Origin of the sequence: Curtobacterium sp. MCSS17_006 (genome assembly GCF_003234215.1) — a bacterium.
Lineage (GTDB): Bacteria > Actinomycetota > Actinomycetes > Actinomycetales > Microbacteriaceae > Curtobacterium > Curtobacterium flaccumfaciens.
This window is the reverse complement of record NZ_QKSO01000001.1, coordinates 204421-225645: the sequence shown is the minus strand read 5'-3', so window position 1 is coordinate 225645 and position 21225 is coordinate 204421. Positions and strand designations below refer to the sequence as shown.

Genomic DNA, 21225 nt, shown 5'->3' with positions numbered 1-21225 from the left:
TCCGCCGCCGCTCCGCCCGACTCACGCTCGTAACATATGTCATATATTGGCTCGATGACCTTTCTCATCTCCGCCGTCGGGCTGTGCCGGGCGTTCCGCGGCCCCGGCGAACGGGAAGCCATCGTCCTCGACGACATCACGGTGTCCGTCCCCCGTGGGGAGTTCGTGACCATCGTCGGACCCAGCGGGTCGGGCAAGTCCACCCTGCTGCAGTGCCTGTCCGGACTGGACTCCCCCACATCCGGCTCGGTCCGCATCGACGGCACCGACCTGGCGACGCTCCGCGGGGACGCCCTCGCACGGTTCCGTCGCGACCACCTCGGATTCGTGTTCCAGTCGTACAACCTCATCCCGGCGCTGACGGCGTTCGACAACGTCGCCCTGCCGCTGCGTCTGGCATCCGGATCGGTCGACCGGGCCGCCGTCCGCGACGCACTCGCCGCGGTCGGCCTGTCCGACGTGGCCCGCCAGCGACCAGGGCAGCTCTCCGGCGGGCAGCAGCAGCGGGTTGCGATCGCCCGCACGATCGCCACGGCCCCCGACGTGGTGTTCGCGGACGAGCCGACCGGTGCCCTCGACTCCGAGTCCGGCGCGCGAGTGCTCGATCTCCTGCAGGGCGCTGCCACCGGATCACGCTCCGTGGTGATGGTCACGCACGACCTCGAGGCGGCGGCGCGCGGTGACCGGGTGCTCGTCCTGCGCGACAGCCGCCTGCACCGCGAACTCGTCGCACCGACCGCGTCCGACGTGCTGCGGGCGGTGTCCCGGTGATCACCCGACTCGTCCTCTCCGAGGTGGCACGGTCCTGGCGTCTGTGGACCGCGTCCTTCGTCGTGATGGTCCTCGCCGCCGTCGTCGCCCTGGTCTGCGCGGGTGACGTCTCGACCGCAGCTGCGATCAGCGACCCCGTCGACGCAGCCGGACTCCGCAACCACGCGCTGGTGTTCGGGGCGATGAACGCGATCGTGGTGATCGGTGCCCTCAACGTGCTCGTCAGCTTCTCGATCCGGACCCAGCGCCGGGACCACGCACTCTGGCAGTTGGCCGGCATCGGCCCCGGGTCGGTCGAGCGCGTGGTGCTCGCCCAGGTCGCCGCGCTCTCCTGCATCGCGTTCGCCACGGCCCTCGCACTGATGCCGCCCGTGCTCGGTGCGCTGATGGCGTTCCTGTCGGCCCCCACGCGGAACCCCGGCACACCGGCGCTCGACGCACGACTCGGTCTCGTCGAGACCGTGATCGCGTTCGCGGTGTTCGTCCTCGTGGTCCTGCTGAGCGCCCTCGGGGCGGCACGTGCGGCCGCGAAGACCCCCGCGCTCCTCGCCGTCCGGGAGCCCGAGATCGAGCCGACGTCCCCCGGCCGCGCCCGCCTCGTCACCGCGTGGTCCCTCGGCGTCCTCGCCGTCGCGATGTACGCCGCCACCCTCTTCGGGGAGCGCGGGATGTCGATGCTCTCCCTCGTCCCGGCGATGGGCCTGGTCGTCACATCGGCACCGTGGCTGTGCCGCCGGCTGGTCTCGGCGTGGACCGCCGCAGTGCCCGCGTCGACGGCCCCCTGGTTCCTCGCCCGCGAGTCACTGCGCTTCCACGCTGCACGGAGCCACGCGGCGATCGCACTGCTCGCCCTGGCCGTGATGCTCGCCGCACTCACCGGTCTTGCCGGCGTCTGGGACTCCCCGGCGTACTACCTCGGCGGCCTGGCGATCTTCGGCGGGCCGGTCCTGATCGTCCTGTTCACCGGGGCCGCGACCGTCGTGATGACCACGTCGGGTCGGCGGCGCGATGTGGCCCTGCTCGTCGTCGCTGGCGGGACGTTCCGGACCGCACTCGTCGGGGCCGTCCTCGAGGCCGTCGCCCTCGTCCTGACCTCGGTGCTCATCGCCCTGCCGTTCGCACTCGCGAGCATCCCCACCGCCCTGACGAGCTGGACCGACCCACTCCGGCCGGTGCCGTTCGTGATCGCGATCGGCCTGGTGATCATGCTCGTCGCGACCGTCAACCCCGTGTTGCAGGCCCGACGCCGGGCACTCGGCCCCCAGCTCGCCGACACCGCCCCCTGATCACGGTGGACGTCTGAAATACCACATATGCTTGCCGTACGGGTCGCATCTCCGCCGGAAAGCGACCCCAGGGCAACGATGAAGCCCACCACCGGTAGGACGGTGATGGGCTTCGAGTTGCTCTCCGAGTGGAAAGCCGGGACGGGCAACAGCCGTTCCCGAGTCGTAACGCTCTGGTCCAGTGTAATCGAGCTCCGGCTCGATTGCACGCCCATCCCGGTCCACCGCTCCTCGTGTCCGCCGGCGCTGACACCGGAGGTGGTCTCGATGTCGAACGACACCGATCCCAAGCCCAGGCGTCGGGTGTTCTGGCTGGGGGTCGCGGGCTTGCTCGTGAACCTCACCAGGCTCCTGGTCGACCTGGCCCGGAAGGACTGAGACAAGGACGTGCCGCACCGACCGCGATCGGTGCGGCACGTTCAGGGACGATGGCTCAGCCGCGGGTCCGGGCCAACCGCCGGTTCAGCGCCCCGTTCAGCAGCGCGACGAGCAGCCCCACCGCGAACACGAGCGTCCCGAAGCACAGCACCTGCGGCGGCATCCCGGCCTTCGCGGCGCCGTAGACGAACAGCGGGAAGGTGACCGCGGGCCCGGCGACGAACGAGGTGATCACGTAGTCGTCGATCGACATGGCGAGCGCCAGCAGCCCGGCGGCGAGCATCCCCGGCGCCAGCAGCGGCAGGGTGACGAGCCGGAAGGCCTGGAACGGTGTCGCCCCGAGGTCACCTGCGGCCTCTTCGAGTGCCCGCGAGGTCCCCGCGATCCGGGCCCGCAGCACCACGACCACGTAGGCGACGTCGAACGCCACGTGCGTGATGAGCACGGTCAGGAACCCGGTGCCGAGCCCCACCGACAGGAAGAACGAGAGCGACGCGGAACCGACGACGATCGACGGCGCCGCGATGTCGGCGAACACGACGGTGTTCACGACGCCGCGACCCGGGAACCGGTACCGCTCCAGGGCCAGCGCAAGGGGCAACCCGATCGCGACGGAGATGATCGCGGCGAGGAACGCGACGAGCACCGAGGTGACGAACGCCGCCCCGAGCCCGGACACGTTCACCAGGTTCGCGTACCAGTAGGTCGTAAAACCGTTCCAGGCGAACGACAGCCGGTTGGTGGGGGCGTCGTTGAACGAGTACACGATCATGTACACGATCGGCACCAGGGTGATCGCGATCGTCACCCAGTACACGATGGCGAGCCAGGGCCCACGGCGGTTCACCCCGTGACGACGCGGGCGGCCAGCGACCGAGCCGGTCACGGGCGAGGCCGGAGCGGCGGCGGATCGGGACGGTGCGACGGCGGTCATACGAGGTCCTCGAGGTCGTCGGTGCCGGAGACGCGGGCGTAGATGAACAGGATGATGCCGAGCACGACCATGAGCACGGTCGACAGGGCCGCGGCGACGTTGTACTGCTGGTTGCCCGAGTAGGCGTCCTGGATCGCCTGACCGATCGTGTACGTGTTCGTGCCGCCGAGCAGGGCCGAGTTCACCGGGTCGCCGACGCTGTCGATGAAGACGAGCAGCACCCCGGCGAAGATGCCCGAGCGGGACAGCGGCAGCGTGGTGTGCCAGAACGCCCGGAACTTGCCGGCGTACAGGTCGTTTGCGGCCTCGCCGAGTCGTGGGTCGATGCGCTCGAGGGCGGCGTAGATCGGCAGGACCATGAAGGCCAGGTCGTTGTAGGCGTCACCGAAGATCACCGCGCCGCCGGTGCCGAGGATGTGGAAGTCCTTGCCGGCCAGCCCGAGCGCCTGCAGCGTCGTGACGACCGGCCCCTGCGACGCGAGCACGAACGCCCACATGTCGGTCCGGATGATGAACGACACCAGGAAGCTGATGAAGACGAGCATGAGCAGCGGGTTCTTCCACCGCGGGGACACCCGGAACGCGATGAAGTACGCCACGGGGTACCCGACGACGATGCAGGCGATCGTGGCTGCGGCGCCGTACCAGAGCGACCGGAGCAGGAACGTCAGGTAGGGCACCTGCGGGTCGACGAACAGCGAGCCGTAGATCCCGAAGTTCCAGGTGAACGTGTAGCCGTCGTCCGGGTTGCCGGTCATGAGCGAGACGATCAGCCCGGACACCAGCGGGATGACGAAGAACACACAGAGGTACGCGGTGCCGACGAGCGCCAGGAAGAACGGTGTGCTCCGACGGCGTCCCCGCCGCACCGGCGCGGAACCGGACGGACCGGCGGAACCACCGGAACCACCGGGACCACCGGGACCGAGCCCCGGCGCCACCCCGACCGCGCTCACGACTGCACCACCGCGTTGAAGATGCCGTTCCACTCCGAGTACTCGTCGTAGTTCTCGAACACCCGGAACTCGTGCGACTGCTCCAGCACGTCCGCAGAGGGGAACACGAGCGGGCTGTCCGCCACGGTGGCGTCGTCGAGTTCGTCCCGCACGTAGTCCTCGGCAGCGGGCACCGGGCAGACGTAGTTGACCCAGTCCTCGACGATCCCGGCGATCTTCGGCGTGTAGTAGAAGTTCATCCACTCGAGCGCCGACACCGGGTTCTCGGCCTGCCGTGGGATGAGCATGTTGTCGTGCCAGGTCATCTGCCCCTCTTCCGGCGTGACGAACTCCAGGTCGGGGAACCCGGACTGCTGCGCCTGGAACACGTCGCCCGACCACGCCTGGGTGATCCAGGTGTCGCCGTTCTCCAACCGGTTGATGTAGCTCTGGTCGTAGAAGCCGGTGACGCTCGGCCGCAGTTCGCGCAGCCAGGCCTGGGCCTTCCGCCAGTCGGCGGGCGTCGAGGTCTCCGGGTCGATGCCGAGCGCGAGCAGTCCGAGCGACCCGAGTTCGGTGTTGTCGCTCATCAGCCCGATGCGCCCCTTGAACGCCGGGTCCTGCAGGTCCTTGAGCGAGGTGATCTTCCGCCCGGTGTACTTCGGGTTGTAGGCAAGCCCGGTGAACCCGGTCTGCCACACGACGGAGTGCTTGTTGCCCGGGTCGTAGATGGGGTCCTTCACGGAGTCCGAGGCGTTCGCGGCGAAGTTCGGCAGCCGCGAGTGGTCGAGCTCGCACACGAACCCGTTCTTGATCATCTGGGTCAGCTCGAACCCGTTCGTCATGACGACGAGGTCGTAGCCGGTCGCACCGTGCGCCCGCAGGATCGGTGAGACGGTCGCGTAGAAGGTCGCGTTGTCCTGGATCACCGCCTGGTAGTCGACCGCGATGCCGGTCTCTTTCTTGAACAGCGCCAGGGACTCGGACTTGCCGTGGTCGGAGTCGATGTACAGCGGCCAGTTCGCGAAGTTCAAGGCGCCGGTCGCCTTCGCGTCCTTCCAGAACGCCGCCCAGTCGACGGTGTCCTCGGCGCCGGCGGCGGCGGAGCCCTTGATGCTGCAACCGGTGAGCAGGGCGGCCAGCGCGGCGGCCCCGCCGCCGGCCAGCAGGCCGCGTCGGCTGACGCGGGCCGACGTCAGCCCGCGCAGCAGGTCCGGACCGGGCACCGCGCCGGTCACGCGAGCGATCCTGCCGTGGCGGGGACGGCCTGGAGGCCCGGGTCGTCCTGGGTGGTGACGGTCGCGTCGGACGCGGGGTGCGCCTCCAGACCGAAACCGTGGTCGACGCCCCACGTGAGCCAGACCTCGGTGCCGGTCGCGATCCGGGGCCCGCCCTTCGAGTTCTGCGCGAACACCGAGACACGACCGGCGCCCGGCACGTCGACCAGGTACTGGGTGCTGACGCCGGAGAACGAGACGTCCACGACCCGGCCCGGGCCGAGGATGTTCCGTCCGGCCTCGGGGGTCGGTTCGGCGGTGCGGATCTTGAGCTTCTCGGGCCGGACGCCGACGACGACGCGACCGGTGGTGGCGACGGCTCGGTCGGCCGGCACCGCGATGGAGCCGGCCACGGTGGCGACGACGAGCAGGCCGGCATCGGTGCCGCGGACCTCACCCTCGAGCAGGTTCGACTGGCCGAGGAAGTTCGCGACGAACGCCGTGCGCGGCAGCTCGTACAGGTCCTGCGGGCTGCCCATCTGCTCGATCCGACCGCCGTTCATGACGGCGACGGTGTCCGCCATCGTCATCGCCTCTTCCTGGTCGTGGGTGACGTGCAGGAACGTGAGCCCGACCTCGGCCTGGATCGTCTTCAGCTCGAGCTGCATCTGGTGGCGGAGCTTCAGGTCGAGCGCGCCGAGGGGCTCGTCGAGCAGCAGCAGGGCCGGCCGGTTCACGATCGCGCGGGCCAGGGCGACACGCTGCTGCATGCCGCCGGACAGCTGGGCGGGGCGCTTCGACGCCGACCCCTCGAGCTCGACGAGCCGCAGCGCTTCCGTGGCCTTCGTCATCGGGTCCGGGATCCGGCGCCGCTTCAGCCCGAACGCCACGTTGTCGAGCACGCTCATGTGCGGGAACAGCGCGTAGTTCTGGAACACCGTGTTGACGGGCCGCTGGTACGGCTTCGTGTCGGTGACGTCCTGACCGCCGATGGTGATGGTGCCGCTCGTGGGTTCCTCGAGCCCGGCGACGAGCCGCAGGGTCGTCGTCTTGCCGCAGCCCGATGGACCGAGCAACGCGAAGAACGAGCCGGCGGGCACCGTCAGGTCGAGGCTGTCCACCGCGGTGTGGCCGGGGAAGGACTTCGTGATCTGGTCGAGCCGGAGATCGGCTCCCGATTCGGCGAACGTTCCGGTCATTGCCATGGTGCCTCCAGGGGGTGGTCGGCCTCAGCCGATGTAGGACATGACGTGCTTGATGCGGGTGTAGTCGTCGAAGCCGTACTGGGACAGGTCCTTGCCGTACCCGCTGTGCTTGAACCCGCCGTGCGGCATCTCGGCGACGATCGGGATGTGCGTGTTGATCCACACGCAGCCGAAGTCCAGGTCACGGGCGAAGCGCATCGCCCGCGCGTGGTCGGTCGTCCACACCGAACTCGCCAGGCCGTACTCGACGCCGTTCGCCCACGTCAGGGCCTGCTCTTCCGTCGAGAACCGCTGCACCGTCTGCACGGGGCCGAAGATCTCCTGCTGCACGGCCCGGTCGTCCTGGCGCAGACCGGCGACGATCGTGGCCTCGTGGAAGTACCCGCGGTCGCCCTGTCGTGCGCCGCCGAGCTCGATCGTCGCGTGGTCGGGCAGCGTGTCCAGGAACGACTGCACGTGCGCGAGCTGGTTCGCGTTGTTGACGGGGCCGTAGTAACCGTCCGACCCGGTTCTCGCGTTGAGCCGTGCCTCTGCGGCGAGCGCCGCCACGAACTCGTCGTGGATGCCGTCCTGCACGAGCAGCCGGGTGGCGGCGGTGCAGTCCTGTCCGGCGTTGAAGAACCCGGCGGCGACGATGCCGGCCACCGCCGCGGGGATGTCCGCGTCGTCGAACACGATCACGGGTGCCTTGCCGCCGAGCTCCAGGTGGGTGCGCTTGAGGTCACCGGCGGCGGCGCGCGCGACTTCCATGCCGGCACGGACGGACCCGGTGATGGACACGAGCTGCGGGATGGGGTGGTCGATCATCGCTGCGCCGGTGGTGCGGTCCCCCACGACGACGTTCAGGACCCCCGGCGGCAGGAACTCGGCGGCGACCTCGGCGAGCAGCAGGGTCGACAGGGGCGTCGTGTCGCTCGGCTTGAGCACGGTGGTGTTCCCCGCGGCGAGCGCCGGAGCGAACTTCCACACCGCCATGTTGAGCGGGTAGTTCCACGGGGTGACCTGGGCGACGACGCCGATGGGTTCACGCCGGACGAACGAGGTGTGGTCGGTCATGTACTCGCCCGCGCTCCGGCCCTCGAGGTTCCGGGCGGCCCCGGCGAAGAAGCGGATCTGGTCGACGGAGAGCAGGATCTCGTCCTCGACCAGGGTGGCGCGGGGCTTCCCGGTGTCGAGCGACTCGAGGTCGGCGAACTCCGACGCCCGCTGCTCCATCGCGTCGGCGATCCGGAACAGGGCGAGCTGCCGTTCGCCGGGGGTGGTGCGGCGCCAGGTCTCGAACGCGGTCGCGGCCGCACCGAAGGCGGCGTCGACGTCGGCGGGGGTGGACACCGGGGACGTGCCGTAGACGTGCTCGTCGGTCGGGTCGACCAGGTCGAACGTGGTGTCGGCGGTCGACTCGACGGAGGCGCCCCCGACGAAGTTCCGCAGGACCCGGGTGTCGGTGTCCGCCGTCGCCGTGCTCTGTGCGTCCAGCATGGCGGTGATACTGACACGGATTCCGGCGGTGCGGAAGAAGGATCCGGAGGTTGTGGAGAACTGTAACAACGGAAATCGTCGCGAAACACGGAGTTCACAACGGAATCCCTTGCGCCCCCCCGAACCTCGCTGCCATGCTGTCCGGCATGGCGGCAGCACCACGACGTCCGGGACCGATCGACGACACCTCGAAGCGGATCATCGAACAACTCCAGGCGGACGGGCGCCGCCCGTACGGCGAGATCGGCAAGGCCGTCGGTCTCAGTGAAGCGGCGGTCCGGCAGCGCGTGCAGAAGCTGACCGAGACCGGCGTCATGCAGATCGTCGCGGTCACCGACCCGATGCAACTGGGCTTCCACCGCCAGGCGATGATCGGCATCCGGGTCAGCGGCGACACCCGAACCGTCGCCGATGCCCTGGAGCAGCTGCCGGCGGTCGACTACCTCGTGATGACCGCCGGCAGCTTCGACCTGATGGTCGAGGTCGTGTGCGAGGACGACGACGACCTGATCGAACTGCTCAACGGCACCATCCGGGCCATCCCGGGCGTCGCCGGCACCGAGACCTTCGTCTACCTGCAACTCCGCAAACAGCTCTACGACTGGGGAACGCGATGACCATCTCCGAAGAGGCCACAGGCCGGACCACGATGGGCGCGGCCGCCCGCCTCCACTCCTACGACCCGTTCGCACCGGTCGACGACGCCGACCTGCAGCGGAAGTCCCGGGACCACCTGTGGATGCACTTCGCCCGGCACGGTGCGAACCAGGCCGGCGCCGACGTGCCGATCATGGTGCGCGGCGAGGGCCACCACGTCTACGACAGCCACGGCAAGGAGTACATCGACGGGCTGTCCGGCCTGTTCGTCGTCGCCGCCGGGCACGGGCGGAAGCGCCTGGCCGAGATGGCCGCGAAGCAGGCGGAGACGCTGAGCTTCTTCCCGATCTGGTCGTACGCGCACCCCGCGGCGATCGAGCTCGCCGACCGGCTGGCCGAGCACGCCCCCGGTGACCTCAACAAGGTCTTCTACTCCACGGGCGGCGGCGAGGCGGTGGAGACCGCCTTCAAGCTCGCGAAGTACTACTGGAAGCTCCAGGGCAAGCCGATGAAGCACAAGGTGATCTCCCGTGCGGTCGCCTACCACGGCACCCCGCAGGGCGCCCTGGCGATCACCGGCATCCCGGCGATGAAGGAGATGTTCGAGCCCCTGACCCCCGGCGGCTTCCGGGTGCCGAACACGAACTCGTACCGCGCCGAGGAGATGGGCTTCCCCGGGGGCACCGAGGAGCAGTTCGGCTTCTGGGCGGCGGAGCGGATCCGCGAGATGATCGAGTTCGAGGGCCCCGACACCGTCGCCGCGGTGTTCCTCGAGCCGGTGCAGAACTCCGGCGGCTGCTTCACTCCGCCGCCCGGGTACTTCCAGCGGGTGCGCGAGATCTGCGACGAGTACGACGTGCTGCTCGTCTCGGACGAGGTCATCTGCGCCTTCGGCCGGATCGGCACGATGTTCGCCTGCGACACCTACGGCTTCGTGCCGGACATGATCACGTGCGCCAAGGCGATGACCTCCGGGTACTCCCCGATCGGCGCGACGATCATCAGCGACCGGCTGTTCGAACCGTTCTCCAAGGGGGACACGACCTTCTACCACGGCTACACGTTCGGCGGGCACCCGGTGTCGGCCGCCGTCGCGATGGAGAACCTCGACATCTTCGAGGAAGAAGGACTGCTCGCCAACGTGCAGCAGAACGCCCCGCTCTTCCGCGCCGAGCTCGACACCCTGCTCGACCTGCCGATCGTCGGGGACGTCCGCGGTGACGGCTACTTCTACGGCATCGAGCTCGTCAAGGACAAGGCCACCAAGACGACCTTCGACGACGACGAGTCCGAGCGGCTGCTGCGCGGGTTCCTGTCGAAGGCGCTGTTCGACGCGGGGCTGTACTGCCGGGCCGACGACCGCGGTGACCCGGTCGTGCAGCTCGCACCGCCGCTGACCATCGGGCAGCCGGAGTTCCGCGAGATGACGTCGATCCTGCGGAGCGTCCTGTCCGAGGCCTGGACGAAGATCTGACCGTGAGCGGCTACCGGGGCGTCTCGTTCTGGCTCGACCAGCTCGCGTCCACCGGACGCGACGACCTGACGCCCCGGCCGCCGCTCGACGGCGACACGACGGCCGACGTCGCGATCGTGGGCGGTGGACTGACGGGTCTCTGGACCGCGTGGTACCTGCACCAGGCCGACCCGGGCCTCCAGATCGTCGTCCTGGAACGCGAGATCGCCGGCTTCGGCGCGTCCGGTCGCAACGGCGGCTGGTGCTCGGCGCTGTTCCCGCGGTCCGCCTCGGCGATCGCCGAGGAGCACGGGCGCGACGCCGCGCTGGCACTGCGGGCCGCGATGCGTGACACCGTCGACGAGGTCGGCCGCGCAGCGTCAGAAGCCGAGATCGACTGCGACTACGTGAAGGGCGGGAACGTCCTGTACGCACGCTCCGCCGTGCAGGAACGCGCCGCCCACGACGAGGTCGCGTCCTCTGCGACATGGGGCGACGACATGACGTGGCGGGCCGCTCGACCGGGTGACGCCGCCGGATCGGCGGGGGTCGCGTGGACCCCGGACTGCGCGCGCGTGCAGCCCGCCGCGTTGGTGCGTGGCCTCGCGGCCGCCCTGGAGGCCCGTGGCGTCCGGATCGCGGAGCACACGCCCGTCTCGTCCTGGGATCGCGGGCGTGTGGTCACGTCGCGCGGCACCGTCACGGCAGGCGCCGTGGTGATCGCGGTCGAGGGGTACGGCGCCCAGCTGGAGCAGACGAAGCGGCGGATCCTGCCGCTGTACTCGCTCATGATCGCGACGGCCCCGCTGCCGGCGTCCGCGTGGGAACGCATCGGACTCGAGCACGGGCAGACGTTCTCCGACTACCGGCACCTGCTCGTGTACGGGCAGCGCACGGCCGACGACCGGCTGGCGTTCGGCGGCCGCGGAGCCCGCTACCACTGGGGATCCTCGATCACACCCGGGTACGACCGCGTGCCGCGGGTGTTCGAGCACCTGCGGAGGGCCCTGGTCGACCTGTTCCCCGTCGTCGCAGACGCCCCGGTCACCCACACGTGGGGCGGCCCGCTCGGGGTGCCGCGCGACTGGTGCGCCTCGGTGACCTGGGACGGACACGTCGGCAGCGCCGGCGGGTACGTCGGGGACGGCCTGTCGACGACGAACCTGGCCGGACGGACCCTCGCCGACCTCGTGCGCGGGGAGTCGACGTCGCTGACCGCACTGCCCTGGGTGAACCACCGATCGCCCGACTGGGAGCCCGAGCCGCTGCGGTTCCTCGGCGCGAACGCGGGACTCGTCGCGACCGACCTGGCCGACCGCGAGGAAGCACTGACCGGGCGGCCGAGTCTGGCGGCCCGGCTGATGGCACCGCTGACCGGAGGGCACTGATGGCTGCTGGTCTCGACGCCGACGTCGTGGTCGTCGGGGCGGGGGTCGCCGGGCTCGCCGCCGCCCGGGCGCTCGCACTGGGCGGGCAGCGGGTCGTCGTGCTCGAGGCGCGCGACCGGATCGGCGGGCGCACCTGGACCGATTCGTCACTCGGGGTTCCGGTCGACCTCGGCGCCTCGTGGATCCACGGGGTCGACGGCAACCCGCTCTGGGCCCTGGCACCCCGGTTCGGCATCGAGACCGTGGAGTTCACGGTCGGCAGCTTCCAGTTCGACGGCCGGCCGATCGCCTGGCACGACCCGTCCGGCGCCGCGCTCTCCGCCGAGGACACGTCGGCGTTCGTCGCGGACCTCCACACCGTCGACGCGGCCCTCGACGCCGTCGTCGCGCACGCTCCCCCGCCCTCGACCTACGCGGCCGCCGTCGACACCGTGCTCCGTTCGCTGCGGTGGCAGGGCGACCGGGCCGCACGCGTCCGCGAGTACACGGCCCACCGCTCCGAGGACCTCTGCGGTGCCCCCGTGACCGTCCTCGACGCGCACGGTCTCGACGAGGAGCACGTCCCCGGTGACGAGGTGGTGTTCCCCGGCGGCTACGCCCAGTACGCCCGCGCGCTGGCCGAGGGTCTCGACGTCCGGCTGTCGTCGGTCGTGCGGTCGGTGACCCAGGCCGGCGACTCGGTGACCGTGGGGCTCGCCGACGGAACCACCGTCGCCGCCCCGCAGGTGGTCGTCACCGTGCCGCTCGGGGTGCTGCAGGCCGGCGACGTGGTCTTCGACCCGCCCCTGTCCACGCCGGTGACCGGAGCGCTCGACCGGCTCGGGATGGGCACCTACGACAAGGTGTTCCTGCAGTTCCCCACACGGTTCTGGGGCGACTCGTGGGTGGTCCGGCAGCAGGGGTCCGCCGGCGTCGACTGGCACTCCTGGTACGACATGTCCCGGGTGACCGGTGCGCCGGTGCTCGCCGCCCTGGTCGGTGGTGCCGGAGCCCGTCGGCTCGAGACCCTGCCGGACGCCATGGTCGTCGACGAGGGGGTGGCGGCGCTGCGGAAGATGTTCGGCCCGTCCGTCCCCCGGCCCGAGGCGTTCCGGATAACCCGGTGGGCCGAGGACCCGTTCTCACGGGGCTCGTACTCGTACCTGCACGTCGGGGCGTCACCCGACGACCACGACCTGCTCGGTACCCCGTCCGGCCGGCTGCAGCTCGCCGGCGAGGCCACGTGGAGCGACGACCCGGCGACGGTGCACGGTGCGCTGCTGTCCGGGCTGCGGGCGGCCGGGCGGTTGCTCGGCACCGAGGTCGAACCGCTCTCGCTCGCCGACCCGCTGTCCTCGGTGTCGGCCCGTGCGACACTCGCTCCGTGACACCGACGAGGACCCGACCGCGACACGAACACCGGGCACCGGTCGCCGTCGCGGTCCTGGTGAACCTGGCGCTGAGCCTGTTCCTGCCCGACGAGGTGCTGTTCTTCCCGTCGTGGGTGGTGCCCGTCCTGGGCGTCCTGCTGCTCACGCCGCTCATCGTCTTCAACCCGCGGCGTCTGACGCGCGAGACCACGTGGTCACGGTGGCTGTCGTTCGCCCTGGCGGCCCTGCTCACCGTCGCCAGTCAGCTCACCGTCATCCGGACCATCACCGAGCTGCTCGGCGGCCACGCGGACGGTGCGGCGGTGCTGCTCACCGCACTGCAGGTCTGGGTGAGCACGATCATCATGTTCGGGCTCGTCTACTGGGAGCTCGACCGCGGGGGTCCGGTGGCACGGCGGCGCCCCGAACTGTGGTCGACGGCCGAGGCGGACTTCCAGTTCCCGCAGGAGACCGACCCGAGGACCGCGGACTGGCGGCCGGTCTACCTCGACTACCTCTACGTGGCGATGACGAACATGATGGCGTTCAGCCCGACGGACACGATGCCGATGACCGTCCGGGCGAAGATGATCATGGCGTACCAGGCGCTCAGCGGGTTCATCCTGCTGGCGTTGGTCATCTCGCGCGCGGTCAACATCATCAGCTGACCCACCCGACGGGCACCCCGCGCGAGATGCGCGGGGTGCCCTGGGGCTCAGCCCTTGCGCCACAGCTCGACCAGGAACCGGGCCACGGTCACGAGCAAGCTCGCGATCCCCAGCCACGGCACCGGACGGCCGCGACGCGGTTCGGTGTCGTTCGACATCGGACCACCTTCGTGTCAGCGCCGGCGGACACGAGAAGTGCAGGCCGAGGGATGCAACTCGCTCGACGAGCGCGTTACACTGGCTCCGAGTTTCAGGCTCGGGACCCAGTTCGTCCCTCGTTCTCCACTCGGAGGACAAATCGAAGCCCACCACTGTTGCTGCAGTGGTGGGCTTCTTCTCTGCCCGGGCCCACGTCCCGGCGACGACACGAACCCGGGACCAGCATACTGATATCCGACAGCCGAGCCGGGGTCTTGCTTCAATTGACCGCGTGATCAACAATGGCGGCATGGACGTCGTCACCGCACCCTCGCTTCCGTCGCCGCTGCACGCCGACACCGGCGCACCCCGCCGGTCCCTCCGCGTCGCCCTCGTGCAGATGCGGTGGCTCCCCGACCCGGACGAGCACCTGGCCCAGCTCGCCGACGGCATCGCGACCGCCGCAGCGCACGGAGCCACCGCGGTGTTCCTGCCCGAACTCACGCTGCGCCGCTACCCGGGCGACTCCCCGGCGAGCGGGACCCCGAAGGACCTCGCCGAGTCGCTGCAGGACGGTCCGACCGTCACCTTCGCCCGTGCCCAGGCGATCGAGCACGGGGTGTTCGTGCACGCCTCGCTGTACGAGCGACCGGACGTCGACGACCAGCCCGACGACCCGCGCGGGTACAACACCGCCGTCCTCGTCGCGCCCGACGGCACCCTGGTCGGCCGGACCCGGAAGACCCACATCCCGATCAGTGCCGGCTACCACGAGGACACGTACTTCCGCCCGGGGACCGACGACGATGCCTTCCCGGTGTACGAGGCCGCCGGACTCGGCGCGCGCCTCGGACTGCCGACGTGCTGGGACGAGTGGTTCCCCGAGGTGGCCCGGTCCTACGGCCTCGCCGGGTCCGAGGTGCTCGTGTACCCGACGGCGATCGGCTCCGAACCGACCTTCCCCGACTTCGACACCGCACCGATCTGGCAGCGGGTGATCGTGGCGAACGGCATCACGGCCGGACAGTTCATGGTCGTGCCGAACCGGTGGGCCGACGAGGGCGACATCACCTTCTACGGCTCGTCGTTCATCTCGGACCCGTTCGGCCGTGTGCTCGTCGAGGCTCCCCGTGACGCGAGCGTGGTGCTCGTCGCCGACCTCGACCTCGACGCCCGCACGGAGTGGCTCCGGCTGTTCCCCTTCTACGTGACCCGGCGCCCCGACCTGTACGCCGGACTCGTCGAACCCGTCGACGAGGAACGCCACGCGTACGGCGCTCGCGACGCGATCGACGCAGCCCTGGCCGTGGAACCGGCCACCACCGGGCGCGAGGCGAGCGCATGACGTGGGTGATGCCTCCCGAGACGGCTCCGCAGGAACGCACCTGGATGGCGTTCCCACGCCCCGGCCTGACGCTCGGCGACGACGCGGCGAGCGCCGACGCCGCGCGTCTGGCATGGGCGACCACGGCCAACACGATCAGCGAGCACCAGCCGGTGACCGTCGTCGTGGACCCGGTCGCCCGCGCGGATGCCGGTCGCCTGCTGTCGTCCGGCGTGGACGTGCTCGATGCGCCCCTCGACGACTTCTGGATGCGCGACACCGGGCCGACGTTCGTCGTCGACGACGTGACCGGTGCGCTCGGCGCCGTCGACTGGGTCTTCAACGGCTGGGGCGCGAACCCGTGGTCGACCTGGACCCGTGACGCCGCGGTCGCCGCCACGATCGCCAGTGCTGCGGGAGCCAGGCGGATCCCGTCGCTGCTCGTCAACGAGGGCGGGGCGATCCACGTCGACGGCGCCGGCACCGTCCTGGTGACGGAGACGGTGCAGCTCGACCCGCGACGGAACCCGCACGCCGACCGGGAACGCGTCGAGCTGGAGCTGGCGCGCACGATCGGCGCCACGCGGGTGGTCTGGCTGCCCCGCGGCCTGACGCGCGACTACGACGGCTTCGGCACCCGGGGCCACGTCGACATGGTGGCGACCTTCGCCGACCCGGGCACCGTCCTGCTGCACGCCCAGCCGGATGCCGGCCACCCGGACCACCTGGTGATGCCGCAGATCCGGCGAGCGCTCGAGCAGGCGACCGACGCGACGATCATCGAGTTGCCGGCACCCTCGACGCTGTCGGATGACGGTGGACCGGTGGACTGGAACTACGTGAACCACGTCGTGGTGAACGGCGCGGTGATCGCCTGCTCGTTCGGCGATCCGGTCGCTGACGACCGCGCCAGGGGCATCCTCGCCGAGGCGTACCCGGGCCGACAGGTCCGCTCGATCGACGCGCGACAGGTGTTCGCGCGGGGTGGTGGGCTGCACTGCATCACGCAGCAGCAGCCTTCCCCTGCCGAAAACTAACGGTCAGTAAAACAACCAGTAAAGCGATTGCTGGATATGATGCTGACCATGGAAGAGCAGCGGAACAACCCGGTTCGCTCGATGCCCGCTGCCATCACACGGTCCGCGCGCGCGATCGGCGAAGACTTCACCGGGTGGCGGAAGGTCCTCGGCCTCACCGCCGAACAGGTTGCCGACCGAGCCGACATCACCCGCGCAACTCTGCGGAAGCTCGAACACGGGGATCCGACCGTCGGCTTCCACGTCGTGCTGCGAGTTGCTCGCGCGCTCGGGGTGCTCGACGCGCTCACCGAGGCGGTCGATCCACTGCAGACCGACCTCGGACGCGCCCGCGCGGACATGCTCCTGCGGAAGCGGATCCGGTGACCGGACGCGATGACCTCGAGGTCCACATCGAGCTCGACGGCGCCACGGTGCTGGCCGGGCACGCGCAGTTCCAGCGCAGTCGGGGTCGGTTCCAAGGCACCACGTTCCAGTACGAAACCGGCTACCTCGCGCGGCCGTCCGCCTACGAGATCGACCCAGCGCTGCGCCTGACATCCGGAACTCAGTACACGCAGGGACTACCGGGGGCCTTCAGCGACTCCGCGCCGGACCGATGGGGCCGCAACCTCATCCAGAAGCAGGAGCGCGCGATCTCCCGCCAGGACTCGCGAGCTGCGCGCACGCTCGACGACGTCGACTACCTCATCGGCGTGAGCGACGTCACCCGCCAGGGCGCTCTGCGATTCCGCACCGACGCGGATGCTCCGTTCCTCGACGCCGACCACCGGGTACCGAAGCTGGTGCACCTCCCCGAACTCCTGCGGGCCGCCGACAGCGCCGTGGGTGACGCGGACGACTACGCGGCGGTGAAGGCGCTCCTGGCGGCCGGCACCGGTTCGCTCGGCGGGGCCCGGCCGAAGGCGTCGGTGCTCGGCACGGACGGACGGCAGCTGATCGCGAAGTTCCCGCACCACACCGATGCGTGGGACGTGATGGCTTGGGAAGCAACCGCCCTTGACCTCGCGGCCGAAGCGGGCGTCACCGTTCCCGCGCACCGTCTCTCGCGAGTCGACGGCCGGCACCTGCTGCTCCTCGAACGATTCGACCGCTCGCCCGGTGGCCGGATCGGGTACATGAGCGCCATGACGGTCCTGGGGCTCCACGACGGCGACGCTGCGGACTACGCGGACATCGTCGAGCGGCTGCCCGAGATGAGCAGCCGACCGACCCGCGACTCACACGAACTGTTCCGCCGGGTCGCGGTGAGTGTCGGCATCAACAACACGGACGACCACCTCAGGAACCACGGGTTCCTCCGGGATCGCGCGGGATGGTCGCTCAGTCCGGCATTCGACCTGAACCCCAACCCGGAGCCGACCCTCCGCCAGACGACCATCGCGGGTTCCGACATGATCGACGACGAAGCCGACGGCCTCCGAGCCCTGGCGGCATCGTGCAGACTCTCGTCCGCGGGTGCCCGGGACCAGCTGCGGCTCGTCATCGCGGCACTGGAGACCTGGCCAGACGTCGCTCGCCGGAACGGTGTCGCAGCCCCCGAGCTGGCACGTTTCGAGGACTCGTTCGCCGCCGGTGTCGACTCCCTGCGGCGAGCCGCACGCTGAACCGAGCGGACCCTGCGGCTGTCCACGACTCAGGTGCGGATGCCGGTCGCCACGGCGTACAGCAACCAGGCATTACCTGTACACCGCGGCCGGTCCGCCCACTGCCGACCCGTCGGTATGGTGCTCCGAACTGATCCGGGCGACGCTGCCCGGCCCCGAAGAGCAGGGAAGTCACATGGCATCACCGATCGCGGTCACCGCGCCGGCAGCACCGGCGGGCGGCGGGTCGCTGAAGCGGAGCCTCGGGCTCTGGGCGATCGTCGGACTCGGCCTCGGCTACATGACCCCGACGGTCGTGTTCGACACCTTCGGCATCGTCTCCGACCAGACCGACGGCGCGGTGCCGAGCGCGTACCTGATCGCCCTGGTCATCATGGCGCTCACCGCGATCAGCTACGGGAAGATGCTGCGCGTCTACCCCGCAGCAGGGTCGGCGTACACGTACGTCCGGGAGTCGATGCACCCGAACCTCGGCTTCATGGTCGGCTGGACGTCACTGCTCGACTACCTGCTGCTGCCGATGGTGAACGCCCTGATCATCCGGCTCTACCTGGAGCAGGTGTTCCCGGGGCTGCCCCCGTGGGTGACCGTCGTCGTGTACACGGTGTTCGTGACGACGGTGATCTGCCTGTCGATGCGCGGCACGTCGAACCTCAACATGGTGCTGCTCATCGGTGCGGTCCTGGCGATGATCGCGTTCGTCGTCTTCACCGTCATCGAGCTCTCCCAGGGCGCGGGTGCGGGCACGATCATCAGCGCCGAACCCTTCGTCCACGACGGCGTGACGATGTCGGCCCTGCTCACCGGGGCGACGGTGGTGTGCTTCTCGTTCATCGGCTTCGACGCCGTGACGATGTACACGGAAGAGGCGAAGTCGATCCGCATCATGCCGAAGGCGATCATGCTGACCGTCCTGCTCGGCGGCGCGATCTTCCTGGTCTCCGCCTACTTCGCCCAGCTCCGCTTCCCCACCAACGCACCGTTCGGCGAGTTCACCGACGACCCGCTCCCCCAGATCGGCCTGCTCGTCGGCGGTCCGGTGTTCCAGGCGGTCCTCGTGTCGGCCGGGTTCGTCGCCGCGCTCGCCTCGGGTCTCGCGTCGCACGCCAGCGTCGCCCGCATGCTCATGGTGATGGGCCGGAACAACGTGCTGCCGAAGCGGGTCTTCGGCTACGTGCACCCCCGCACGCACACCCCGGTGTTCAACGTCGTCTTCGTCGGCGCGGTCACCCTGCTGGCGATGAGCTTCTCGCTCGACACGATCGCGGCCTACATCAACTTCGGCGCCCTCATCGCGTTCACCTTCGTCAACGCCACCGTGATCGTGCACTTCGCGACCCGGAACGGACGCCGTCACACGGCGGGCGACCGCTGGCGCTACGTCGTGCTGCCCGGGGTCGCGATGCTCCTGACCGGGGTGCTCTGGTCACAGCTCCATGCCGACGCCCTGATCGCAGGAGGAGTGTGGGCGGCGATCGGGTTCGTCTACCTGCTCGTCATCACGAAGGGCTTCCGGGTCGCACCGAAGGGCTTCGACGAGAACCAGCCCGTCACCGGTGTGAACAAGCAGCTGACCGACCAGGCCTGACCGGCCACCACGAGAGGACGCCATGTACGCCGTCACCGACCCCACCACGGGCACGACCCTCGAGACCTACCCGACCATCACGGAAGCCGAGCTGCACGACGCCGTCGCAGTCGCCGACCGCACGCACACCGAGTGGTCACGGACGACGACGGTCGCCGACCGTGCAGCCCTGCTCCACCGGGTCGCGGACCTGTACCGGGAGCGGCACGCCGAACTCGCCGCCACGATCGTGCGCGAGATGGCGAAGCCGATCGACCAGGCCGAGGGCGAGGTCGACTTCTGCGCCGACATCTACGACTACTACGCGGATCACGCGTCGGAGTTCCTGGCGGACCAGCCGATCACCCTGGCGGACGGGTCCGAGGGGTCCGCGTTCATCCGCAAGGCCTCGATCGGCGTCGTGCTCGGCATCATGCCGTGGAACTTCCCCGCGTACCAGATCGCCCGGTTCGCCGGCCCGAACCTGGTCATCGGCAACACCGTCCTGCTCAAGCACGCACCGCAGTGCCCGGAGTCCGCCCTGGCCATCGAGCGGATCTTCCACGACGCTGGCTTCCCGGCCGGGGCCTACACGAACGTGTTCGCGACGAACGACCAGGTCGCCGACGTCATCGCCGACCCGCGCGTGCAGGGCGTCTCGCTCACCGGTTCGGCGCGCGCCGGTGCCGCGGTCGCCGAGATCGCCGGCCGGAACCTGACGAAGGTGGTGCTCGAACTGGGCGGCTCGGACCCCTTCATCGTGCTGTCCACCGACGACCTGGACGCCGTCGTCGAGTCCGCCGTCACCACCCGGCTCGAGGGCAACGGCCAGGTCTGCAACGCCCCGAAGCGCTTCCTGGTGGTCGACGGCCTGTACGACGAGTTCCTGGCGAAGTTCACCGCGGCGATGTCGGCGGTCGAACCGACGGACCCGAGCGTGCCCGGTGCCGAACTCGGTCCGTTGTCGTCCCCGGCCGCGGCCGACCGGCTGCAGGAACAGCTCGCTGCCGCCGTCGCGCAGGGTGCGACCGTCGTCACGGGAGGCGACCGCCAGGGCAACGCCGTCCTGCCGACGATCCTGACCGACGTCACGCCGGACAACGACGCCTACCGCGAGGAGTTCTTCGGCCCCGTCGCCGCCGTGTACCGCGTCGCCGACGAGGACCAGGCGATCGCCCTGGCCAACGACACCCCGTACGGCCTCGGCTCGTATCTGTTCACCACCGACGCCGACCAGGCACTCCGGGTCGCCGATCGGATCGAGGCCGGCATGGTCTACGTGAACATCGTCGGCGCGGACAGCCCGGAGCTGCCGTTCGGTGGCGTCAAGGGCAGCGGCTTCGGCCGCGAGCTCGGCCCCCTGGGGGCCGACGAGTTCGTGAACAAGAAGCTGATCCGCATCGGCTGACCGACGCGGAGACGCCGGTGTCTGCGCAAGACGCCGCCGAACATGGCGGCGTCTCGCTGACGGGACGGCGTCCGATCAAGACGCCGGTGTGTTGCAGCCGGCCCACGACGGACGGGAGGCGCGGTGCCAGCTGGCACCGCGCCTCCCGTCCGTCCGTCGGTCGCCGCTCCCACGTCGCCACCGGAAAACGCCGTCGTCATGCTTCGACGCCGCGGAACGCGCGAGACGCCGCGGATCCGGCGGCGTCTCGCTGACGTGGAGGCGTCGAGCGAACACGCCGGCGTCTCACGCCGCCGCGCCTCCCGTCCGTCGGTCGCCGCTACTGCTGCGGGTCGGCGGGCTCGCCGCCGGAGTCCGTGTCGCTGTCCTGCTGCGGGTCCTCCGTCGCGTCGCCCGTGGGCGAACCGTCCGGCAGGTCCTCGGTGTACTGCTCCTGGTCCTTGGTGGGGTCGCTGGACCCGTTCGCTGCATCACTCATGGCCCG

At 70.1% G+C, this 21225-nt stretch carries 19 protein-coding genes; 13 read left to right on the top strand and 6 right to left on the bottom strand.

The features are described 5' to 3' along the window. Positions 1-54: 54 nt before the first annotated feature. Both DEJ21_RS01130 and DEJ21_RS18065 read left to right on the top strand, forming a co-directional pair. A complete protein-coding gene (locus tag DEJ21_RS01130; RefSeq protein WP_111223442.1) occupies positions 55-771 on the top strand; it encodes an ABC transporter ATP-binding protein in 717 nt (238 codons plus the stop codon). Continuing rightward, positions 768-2057 (top strand): hypothetical protein, encoded by a 1290-nt coding sequence (locus DEJ21_RS18065; RefSeq protein ID WP_181435744.1) that lies wholly within the window; start codon positions 768-770, stop codon positions 2055-2057. Before DEJ21_RS01130 ends, DEJ21_RS18065 begins: the two co-directional genes overlap by 4 nt. 433 nt (positions 2058-2490) lie before the next feature. On the opposite strand, the gene DEJ21_RS01120 is transcribed toward DEJ21_RS18065, so the two are convergent. Genes DEJ21_RS01120 through DEJ21_RS01100 form a run of 5 tightly spaced genes read right to left on the bottom strand, consistent with a single transcriptional unit; the run spans position 2491 to position 8205 of the window. Continuing rightward, a complete protein-coding gene (locus tag DEJ21_RS01120) occupies positions 2491-3369 on the bottom strand; it encodes an ABC transporter permease (protein WP_027466954.1) in 879 nt (292 codons plus the stop codon). After that, positions 3366-4325, bottom strand: coding sequence for an ABC transporter permease (locus DEJ21_RS01115; RefSeq protein WP_111223440.1), 960 nt, complete (start codon positions 4323-4325; stop codon positions 3366-3368). Before DEJ21_RS01115 ends, DEJ21_RS01120 begins: the two co-directional genes overlap by 4 nt. Continuing rightward, positions 4322-5542: a PotD/PotF family extracellular solute-binding protein gene (locus tag DEJ21_RS01110; protein WP_220036538.1), complete on the bottom strand. Its 1221-nt coding sequence runs from the start codon at positions 5540-5542 to the stop codon at positions 4322-4324. The genes DEJ21_RS01115 and DEJ21_RS01110 overlap by 4 nt, the downstream gene beginning before the upstream one ends. Next, the gene (locus DEJ21_RS01105) at positions 5539-6720 is read right to left on the bottom strand and encodes an ABC transporter ATP-binding protein (protein WP_375342389.1); all 1182 of its coding nucleotides are present in this window, start codon (positions 6718-6720) and stop codon (positions 5539-5541) included. Before DEJ21_RS01105 ends, DEJ21_RS01110 begins: the two co-directional genes overlap by 4 nt. Before the next feature lie 30 nt (positions 6721-6750). Beyond that, positions 6751-8205, bottom strand: coding sequence for a gamma-aminobutyraldehyde dehydrogenase (locus DEJ21_RS01100; protein ID WP_111223438.1), 1455 nt, complete (start codon positions 8203-8205; stop codon positions 6751-6753). A 134-nt stretch (positions 8206-8339) separates the two neighbouring features. On the opposite strand from DEJ21_RS01100, the gene DEJ21_RS01095 reads away from it, so the two are divergent. From DEJ21_RS01095 to DEJ21_RS01045, 11 genes are all read left to right on the top strand, one after another. Then, the gene (locus DEJ21_RS01095) at positions 8340-8822 is read left to right on the top strand and encodes an Lrp/AsnC family transcriptional regulator (protein ID WP_035809531.1); all 483 of its coding nucleotides are present in this window, start codon (positions 8340-8342) and stop codon (positions 8820-8822) included. Positions 8823-8854: 32 nt separating this feature from the next. Next, on the top strand, positions 8855-10276 hold the full coding sequence (locus DEJ21_RS01090; RefSeq protein WP_220036549.1) for an aspartate aminotransferase family protein: 1422 nt from the start codon (positions 8855-8857) through the stop codon (positions 10274-10276). Between the two features lie 2 nt (positions 10277-10278). Next, complete coding sequence (locus tag DEJ21_RS01085; RefSeq protein WP_111223436.1) at positions 10279-11643, top strand: FAD-binding oxidoreductase; 1365 nt, start codon at positions 10279-10281, stop codon at positions 11641-11643. Next, complete coding sequence (locus tag DEJ21_RS01080) at positions 11643-13010, top strand: NAD(P)/FAD-dependent oxidoreductase (protein ID WP_111223435.1); 1368 nt, start codon at positions 11643-11645, stop codon at positions 13008-13010. The genes DEJ21_RS01085 and DEJ21_RS01080 overlap by 1 nt, the downstream gene beginning before the upstream one ends. After that, a complete protein-coding gene (locus tag DEJ21_RS01075; RefSeq protein WP_111223434.1) occupies positions 13007-13660 on the top strand; it encodes a DUF1345 domain-containing protein in 654 nt (217 codons plus the stop codon). The genes DEJ21_RS01080 and DEJ21_RS01075 overlap by 4 nt, the downstream gene beginning before the upstream one ends. A 448-nt stretch (positions 13661-14108) precedes the next feature. After that, positions 14109-15143 (top strand): nitrilase-related carbon-nitrogen hydrolase, encoded by a 1035-nt coding sequence (locus DEJ21_RS01070; protein ID WP_111223433.1) that lies wholly within the window; start codon positions 14109-14111, stop codon positions 15141-15143. Next, positions 15140-16159: an agmatine/peptidylarginine deiminase gene (locus DEJ21_RS01065; protein WP_111223432.1), complete on the top strand. Its 1020-nt coding sequence runs from the start codon at positions 15140-15142 to the stop codon at positions 16157-16159. Before DEJ21_RS01070 ends, DEJ21_RS01065 begins: the two co-directional genes overlap by 4 nt. 48 nt (positions 16160-16207) lie before the next feature. After that, positions 16208-16525, top strand: a complete 318-nt coding sequence (locus tag DEJ21_RS01060; protein WP_309146974.1) for a helix-turn-helix transcriptional regulator — start codon at positions 16208-16210, stop codon at positions 16523-16525. Then, positions 16522-17766, top strand: coding sequence for a type II toxin-antitoxin system HipA family toxin (locus tag DEJ21_RS01055; RefSeq protein ID WP_111223431.1), 1245 nt, complete (start codon positions 16522-16524; stop codon positions 17764-17766). The genes DEJ21_RS01060 and DEJ21_RS01055 overlap by 4 nt, the downstream gene beginning before the upstream one ends. A gap of 175 nt (positions 17767-17941) precedes the next feature. Continuing rightward, on the top strand, positions 17942-19354 hold the full coding sequence (locus DEJ21_RS01050; RefSeq protein ID WP_111223430.1) for an APC family permease: 1413 nt from the start codon (positions 17942-17944) through the stop codon (positions 19352-19354). A 22-nt stretch (positions 19355-19376) separates the two neighbouring features. Beyond that, positions 19377-20741, top strand: coding sequence for an NAD-dependent succinate-semialdehyde dehydrogenase (locus DEJ21_RS01045; protein ID WP_111223429.1), 1365 nt, complete (start codon positions 19377-19379; stop codon positions 20739-20741). Between the two features lie 319 nt (positions 20742-21060). Here the strand turns inward: DEJ21_RS01045 and DEJ21_RS18060 are convergent, their stop codons facing one another. Then, positions 21061-21219 (bottom strand): hypothetical protein, encoded by a 159-nt coding sequence (locus tag DEJ21_RS18060; protein ID WP_155896911.1) that lies wholly within the window; start codon positions 21217-21219, stop codon positions 21061-21063. Between the last annotated feature and the right edge of the window lie 6 nt (positions 21220-21225).